Source organism: Propioniciclava sp. MC1683, from assembly GCF_014164675.1.
In the GTDB taxonomy this organism is placed as follows: domain Bacteria; phylum Actinomycetota; class Actinomycetes; order Propionibacteriales; family Propionibacteriaceae; genus Propioniciclava.
Map to the genome: position 1 here is coordinate 178,183 of NZ_JACJFX010000007.1, position 6,290 is coordinate 184,472.

6 protein-coding genes, 1 tRNA gene and 1 pseudogene are annotated in these 6,290 nt (G+C 70.3%); 6 read left to right on the plus strand and 2 right to left on the minus strand.

The window, feature by feature from the left end:
- Positions 1-5: 5 nt before the first annotated feature.
- On the minus strand, positions 6-440 hold the full coding sequence (locus H5397_RS06800; protein ID WP_182815913.1) for a GNAT family N-acetyltransferase: 435 nt from the start codon (positions 438-440) through the stop codon (positions 6-8).
- A gap of 43 nt (positions 441-483) precedes the next feature.
- On the opposite strand from H5397_RS06800, the gene H5397_RS06805 reads away from it, so the two are divergent.
- A complete protein-coding gene (locus H5397_RS06805) occupies positions 484-1,560 on the plus strand; it encodes an NAD/NADP-dependent octopine/nopaline dehydrogenase family protein (RefSeq protein ID WP_182815914.1) in 1,077 nt (358 codons plus the stop codon).
- 21 nt (positions 1,561-1,581) lie between these two features.
- Here the strand turns inward: H5397_RS06805 and H5397_RS06810 are convergent, their stop codons facing one another.
- On the minus strand, positions 1,582-1,899 hold the full coding sequence (locus H5397_RS06810) for a rhodanese-like domain-containing protein (protein ID WP_182815916.1): 318 nt from the start codon (positions 1,897-1,899) through the stop codon (positions 1,582-1,584).
- Positions 1,900-1,983: 84 nt separating this feature from the next.
- Here H5397_RS06810 and H5397_RS06815 point away from each other — a divergent pair, with 84 nt between their 5' ends.
- From H5397_RS06815 to H5397_RS06835, 5 genes and pseudogenes are all read left to right on the plus strand, one after another.
- Positions 1,984-3,336 (plus strand): rhodanese-like domain-containing protein, encoded by a 1,353-nt coding sequence (locus tag H5397_RS06815; RefSeq protein ID WP_182815918.1) that lies wholly within the window; start codon positions 1,984-1,986, stop codon positions 3,334-3,336.
- Complete coding sequence (locus H5397_RS06820; RefSeq protein ID WP_182815920.1) at positions 3,333-4,106, plus strand: sulfite exporter TauE/SafE family protein; 774 nt, start codon at positions 3,333-3,335, stop codon at positions 4,104-4,106. The genes H5397_RS06815 and H5397_RS06820 overlap by 4 nt, the downstream gene beginning before the upstream one ends.
- Before the next feature lie 79 nt (positions 4,107-4,185).
- Positions 4,186-4,271: transfer RNA gene (locus H5397_RS06825), tRNA-Leu, on the plus strand.
- A 327-nt stretch (positions 4,272-4,598) separates the two neighbouring features.
- Positions 4,599-5,468, plus strand: coding sequence for a hypothetical protein (locus H5397_RS06830; protein WP_182815922.1), 870 nt, complete (start codon positions 4,599-4,601; stop codon positions 5,466-5,468).
- A gap of 356 nt (positions 5,469-5,824) precedes the next feature.
- Positions 5,825-6,166, plus strand: a pseudogene (locus H5397_RS06835) (IS1380 family transposase); the annotation flags it as partial.
- Positions 6,167-6,290 lie beyond the last annotated feature (124 nt).

The window sequence follows — 6,290 nt, forward strand, 5'->3', positions numbered from 1 at the left end:
GCGGGTCACAGCGGCTTGCGGTAGTTCAGCTGCTTCTTCGTGGTCACGAACCCCAGCCGCTCGTAGAAGGCGTGCGCGCCGGCGCGGGCCTCGCCCGAGACCAGACGGAGGCCGCTGGCCCCACGCTCGCGCGCCCACCCCTCGACGTGCTCCATCAGGGCGCGCCCGGCGCCGCGGCCCTGCGCGTCGGCCAGCACGGCGATGCCCATGACGTTGACGAGCAGGTCGAGGTACAGCAGGCGGTGCTCCTCGGCGTGCACGTACCCGACGACGTCGCCGTCGAGCTCGGCGACCACGACCAGGTCGCGGGGGCTGGCGAGGGCGTCGACCAGCGCCGCCACCACCGCGTCGAGGGGGTGGTCGTAGCCGAGGTCGTCGCGGTTGAGCCGCTGGATCGCCGCGGCGTCGGCCGGGGTGGCCGGGCGGGTCGTCACCGTCATGCGCTCATTCTCGCGGACGTCGCGGTGCGGCTAGCGTGGATGCATGCGCGTGGCGATCCTGGGTTCGGGTAACGGTGGTACGGCGGCGGCCTTCGAGTGGGCACAGGCGGGGCACGAGGTCTCCCTGTGGGACTTCGAGGAGTTCGGCGAGAACATCGCCGCGATCGCGGCGTCCGGTCACATCGAGGGGCGGGTGAAGTTCGAGGGCACGGCGCCGGTCCGCTACGCCGGCCACGACCTCGCCCGGGCGGTCGACGGCGCCGATCTCGTGCTGGTCGTCGGACCCGCGTACGCGCACGAGGCGCTGGGGGAGTCGTTGCGCGGGCACCTGTCGACCGACGCCGCCTACTGCATGCTCCCCAGCGGCTGCAACGGGGCCGTCGTGCTGAAGAAGGCCCTGGGGCTGGACCTGCTCGACGACACCTACGTCATCGGCGAGACGGGCACCCTGCCCTATGGCTGCCGCCTGGTCGAGCCCGGAGTCGTGCGCGTCACGACCCGGGTGCTGGACGGCCTGTTCGTCGCGGCCCTGCCGAGCACGCGCACCGACGAGCTGCTCGGCAAGCTGCAGGTGGTGTGGCCGCAGGCCGAGGCGGCGGCGAACGTGCTGCAGACCACGCTGCAGAACGGCAACCCCGTGCTGCACCCGGCGATCATGCTGCTGAACGCGGCGCGCATCGAGAACACCGGCGGCGACTTCCTGTTCTACACCGAGGGCGTCACGCCGGCCACGGCGCGCCTGATGCAGGCAATCGACGACGAGCGGATCGCGCTGGGGGAGGCGATCGGCGTGCGCATCGTGCCCGACCCCGAGCTGGGCGTGCGGCAGGGCTACCTGTCCGAGGCCACGTGGCTGAAGGGGTACAACCAGGGCATCGGGTTCGCCAAGAGCCAGGCGCCCAGGACGCTCGACTTCCGCTACCTCACCGAGGACGTGCCCTACGGGCTGGTGTTCATCTCCGAGCTCGCGCGGCAGTTCGGCGTGCCCACCCCGGCGGTGGACACGGTGATCCAGCTGGCGTCCATCGTGCTCGACACCGACTTCCGCGCGCAGGGGCGTCGCCTGCCCGCAGACCTCGGCTTCGCCGACCTCACGCCCGAGCAGGTGCGCGCCCTGTAGGGCGCCGGGTCGGGTGGCGGCTCAGGGCTCCTGTCCGGTGGTGACCGGCAGCCCGCGGTTGATCCAGCCCATCGTCCCGTCGTCGACCGAGATCGCCCGGATGCCCTGGGCCGTCATCAGGTCGGCCATCGCCTGGCTGCGGTTGCCCGAGCGGCAGATGACGTAGACGTCGCGGTCGCGCGGGATGTCGGCCAGGTGCAGCGCGATGCGGCTCATGGGCGCGAAGGTCGCTCCGGGCACGTGGCCCTCGACGTACTCGTTCGCCTCACGCACGTCGACCACGACGGCGCCGTCGGCGTGCAGCGGGATGAAGTCCTCCAGGGGGATGCGCTCAGCCATCGTCCACCTTCCTTGTGTCCGGGTTCAGGGTGCGGCAGAATAATACCCCTAGGGGTATCCGAGACGCAGCAGAGGAGCTGGACCATGATCGAGATCGTCCCGATCGACACGCCGAGCCTGGGGGACCGCAGCTACGTGGTCCACGACGGGCAGGTCGCGCTGGTGGTCGACCCGCAGCGCGACATCGACCGCGTGCTGGCGGTGACCGAGGCGGCCGGCGTCCGGGTCACGCACGTGTTCGAGACCCATATCCACAACGACTACGTCACCGGCGGCCTCGCCCTCGCGCAGGCGACCGGCGCCGCCTACCACGTGAACGCCGACGACCCGGTGGCCTTCGACCGGGTGCCGGTGCGCGACGGCGACGAGATCGCGGTCGGCGACCGCATGCGGGTGCGCGTGATCGCGACGCCCGGCCACACCTTCACCCACCTGTCCTACGCGCTGAGCGACGGCGACGAGGCGGTGGGCGTCTTCACCGGCGGTTCGCTGCTGTTCGGCACCACCGGGCGTCCCGACCTGCTCGGCCCCGACCACACCCACGACCTGGCGCACCACCAGTACGCCTCGGCGCACCGCCTCGCCGGGGAGCTCCCGGACGCCGCGCGCGTGCTCCCCACCCACGGGTTCGGCAGCTTCTGCTCGGCGACGCAGGCGTCCGCCGACCGATCGACCATCGGCCTGGAGAAGGTCGAGAACCCGGTGCTGACCCGCGGCGAGGAGGAGTGGGTCGCCGACCTGCTCGAGGGCCTCGACGTGTGGCCGGCCTACTACGCCCACATGGGGCCGGCGAACTCCGCCGGGCCGGGCGCCCCCGACCTGTCGTCCCCCGAACCCGCCGACGCCGCGACCCTGCGCCGCCGCATCGAGGCGGGGGAGTGGGTCGTCGACCTGCGCAACCGCGTCGCGTTCGCGGCCGGCCACGTGCCGGGCACCTTCAACGCCGGGCTCGACGGCCAGTTCGCGACCTACCTGGGCTGGCTGATCCCGTGGGGCACCCCGCTGACCCTGCTGGGCAACACCGCCGACGAGGTGGCCGAGGCCCAGCGCGAGCTCGTGCGCATCGGCATCGACCGCCTCGAGGGTGCCGCCACCGGCACGCCGCAGGAATGGACCGACGGCGAGCTCGCCAGCTATCCCCGCGCCACCTTCGCCGACCTGCGCGACGTCCGCCACCACCGCGAGGTCGTCATCCTCGACACCCGCCGACGCCTAGAGTGGGAGGAGTCGCACATCGACGGTGCCGTCCACATCCCGCTGCACGACCTGCTCAAGCGCGAGGCCGACTGGCCCGCCGGCGAGCTGTGGGTGCACTGCGCCGGCGGCTACCGCGCCTCGATCGCCTCGTCGATGCTGGCGGCCGCAGGGCGTACGGTGGTGCACGTGGACGACCAGTTCTCCAACGCGCAGGGCGCCGGTCTGCCCGTCGTGTCGTGAACCTCGTCGGCGCGGTCGTCGTCGGCCTGCTGATCGGCGTCGTCCTCGGCACGCTCGGCGGCGGCGGGGCCATCCTCACGATTCCCGTGCTGACCTACGCGTTCGGCATGGGCATCGCCGAGAGCACCACGGCGTCCCTCGTCATCGTCGGGGTCTCGTCGCTGGTGGCGGTGGCGGTGCACGCGCGTGCCGGCCGCGTCGACTGGGTGCGGGGCCTCGTCTTCGCCCTCTTCGGGATGGCTGGGGCGGTCCTCGGGTCGGTCCTGGCCCGCGGGCTCGACCCCGACTGGCTGATGGCGGCGTTCGCGGTGCTGCTGGCCGTCGTGGCGTCGCTGATGCTGCGCAAGGGCCGCCCGAGGTCGGACGCCGCGGGCCCGGCCTCGCTGACCCCCCGCACGGTGGTGCTGACCGGCCTCACCGGCCTCGGCGTGGGCGTGCTGACCGGCTTCTTCGGGGTGGGCGGCGGGTTCGCCATCGTGCCCGCCCTGGTGCTGGTGCTGGGCCTGCCCATGCCCGTCGCCGTCGCCACCTCCCTGCTGGTGATCTCCCTCAACAGCGCGTCGGCACTGGCGACCAAACTGGCGCTGGGGGCGTCCCTCGACTGGCTCTTCGTGGGCGCCTTCACGGCGGCCACGATGGTCGGCTCGATCTTCGGCGCGCGCCTGTCGGGCCGTCTGGACGCCGCGGTGCTCAAGCGCGCCTTCGCCTGGCTGCTGGTGGCCGTGTCCGCCTACATGCTCGTGACGAGCGCGATCACGCTGTTCGGGTGAGCGACAGCACTCGTTTTGGTGCGTTCGACCTCGTCGCGCTATAGTTCTCTGGCTGTCGGGGAAACCCGGCCGACACCTTGCGCGGGTGGCGGAATTGGCAGACGCGCTAGCTTGAGGTGCTAGTACCCGTTCTAGGGTGTGGAGGTTCAAGTCCTCTCTCGCGCACAGATGGACCCCCGATCGGTGATCGGGGGTCCTTTGCGTTGCCGGGGGCCGACCAGCGGAGAATCGTTTCAATTGCCCCTTGCCCCGCCCTGAAGCTCTGGGGCAGGATGCTGGGGAAGCGTTTGCCAAGGTTGCCCGTTCGCTCGTCCAAGAATTGACGGCAGACCGTGCGATCCCCCCGGATGAGCTGCAGGACGTGCTGGCCCAGGTCGTCGTCGGGGGAGAGCCGGAGGGTTCGAGCCGTGCAACCCAGCCTAGAGGGGCACGTCGTCTTGATCGTCGAACGCCAGTTGCCCGTGGCCGCGACGATGCTGGTTACGATGACCTATGCCCCACCCCACGCAGCAGATGGTCGGCGACATCGTCGCGATGACCGACCCCGTGGTTCGGAACGTGGCCATCACCACCTGCTACCGCGACCTCGCGCTTGCCGTGGCCGACGTCGTCGGGCGGCGGGACGTCAACTGGCTCGCGTTCGGAGCATGGGCGAGCGGTACCGCAGGCCGAGCGATCCGGGGCGAAGGCCTCCCGATCGACTGGGGCACATCAAGAGCCGTGGCCGAGGGGAACCGCACGATCATCGCCGACGTCGCGCCCCGGTTCGTCCGCTGGCTCGACGAGGTGGTGCGCGCCGGCGGGCCGAGCAGGACTGCGCTTGAGGTCGCGCTCGGGGACGCGATGTTCGAGACGACCCCCGAGTTGGCCGACGCCCTCGTGGCCTACCAGACCGCCGTCGAGCTGAGGGATCTCGCGGGGGATGCACCCGCCGACGAGGAGGTCGATCAGGCCCTCGCGGAGCTCATGCTGCTGGGTAATGTGAAGGTCGCGGCGCACGAGCAGCACATCGCCGACGACCTCATCGACGACGCCATGCCGCTCGGCGGACTGTTCGGCCGCATCACCACCCGCTTCGTCGAGGTCATCACGCCCGACGGGCCGCTAGACGTGTGCCGCGACGTGCCGCTGCCGAGCTACCTCGGTGGGCTCAGGTACCCGAGCGTCCTGTCGCACCTGACGAGGGACGATCTCTGCGAGCTGGCCGAGCGCTTCGACCACGCGCCCGACGGAGACGTCATCGGAAGCCGCGTCACCACGTGGGAGTGCTACGACGAGCGGATGGGCTACATCTTCTGCTTCTTCCGCGCCTTCGCCCGCGACTCTCGGTACTTCGACGTGCCGGGGCAGTTCCTGCGCTGAGGTCGATAAGACGTCGTCCTGTGGATAACGGTGAATCGTAGGGTCCAGCGCCGAGAGTGACGGGTGTGCGGAATTTTCACCCTGAATATTCGTCCCTCCAGCCGACATGCACGCCTGGCACATCAAAACTTCAGGATGAGTCTCGGCCATGACCTCCGGAGTACTGAAGATCTCAGACCTACGCCGCGGCGGCTGGGACGACAAGGCGATCAGGGCGGCCCTCGACGCCGGTTGAGCCCTGATCCACCGGTGTCGTGGCGGGTGTGGGCGTGGCATGGGGCGAGGTGACCGTTCTGAGCAGGGAGGATGGTGATTGCTGAAGTCGCCGTCCACCGCGTCGAAGGGTCACCTCGTAAGTGAAAGCCTCTCACACGATCCGTCCCGTGTTCGATGACCCGAACCTGGTGTCTGCTGCCGGTCTGGTGCCGGCGTTGCGGTTGGCTGAGTCTGCTGGCCTGTATGACCTGCTGGAGGAACGGTTGAGCGTGCCGTCGGCGAACGCGACCGTGAAGGCGGCCAGCGTGGTGGGCGGGATGCTCGCCGGCGCGGACAGTATCGATGACCTCGACGTGTTGCGGCACGGGGGCATGGAACGGGTGTTCACCGGGGTGCGGGCGCCGTCGACGTTGGGCACGTTCCTGCGCTCGTTCACGCACGGCCACGTGCAGCAGCTCGACGCCGTCGGCGCAGGTCTGCTAGGCCGTGTTGATCAAGAGGTTTCGCTCCTCGGTGGGTGAGTCTTGAACGGTGACGCGACAGGAGATCTCTGACGAGGTGTGGGCCGTGATGGAGCCGTTGATGCCGACGGTGACCGGGAGGTCG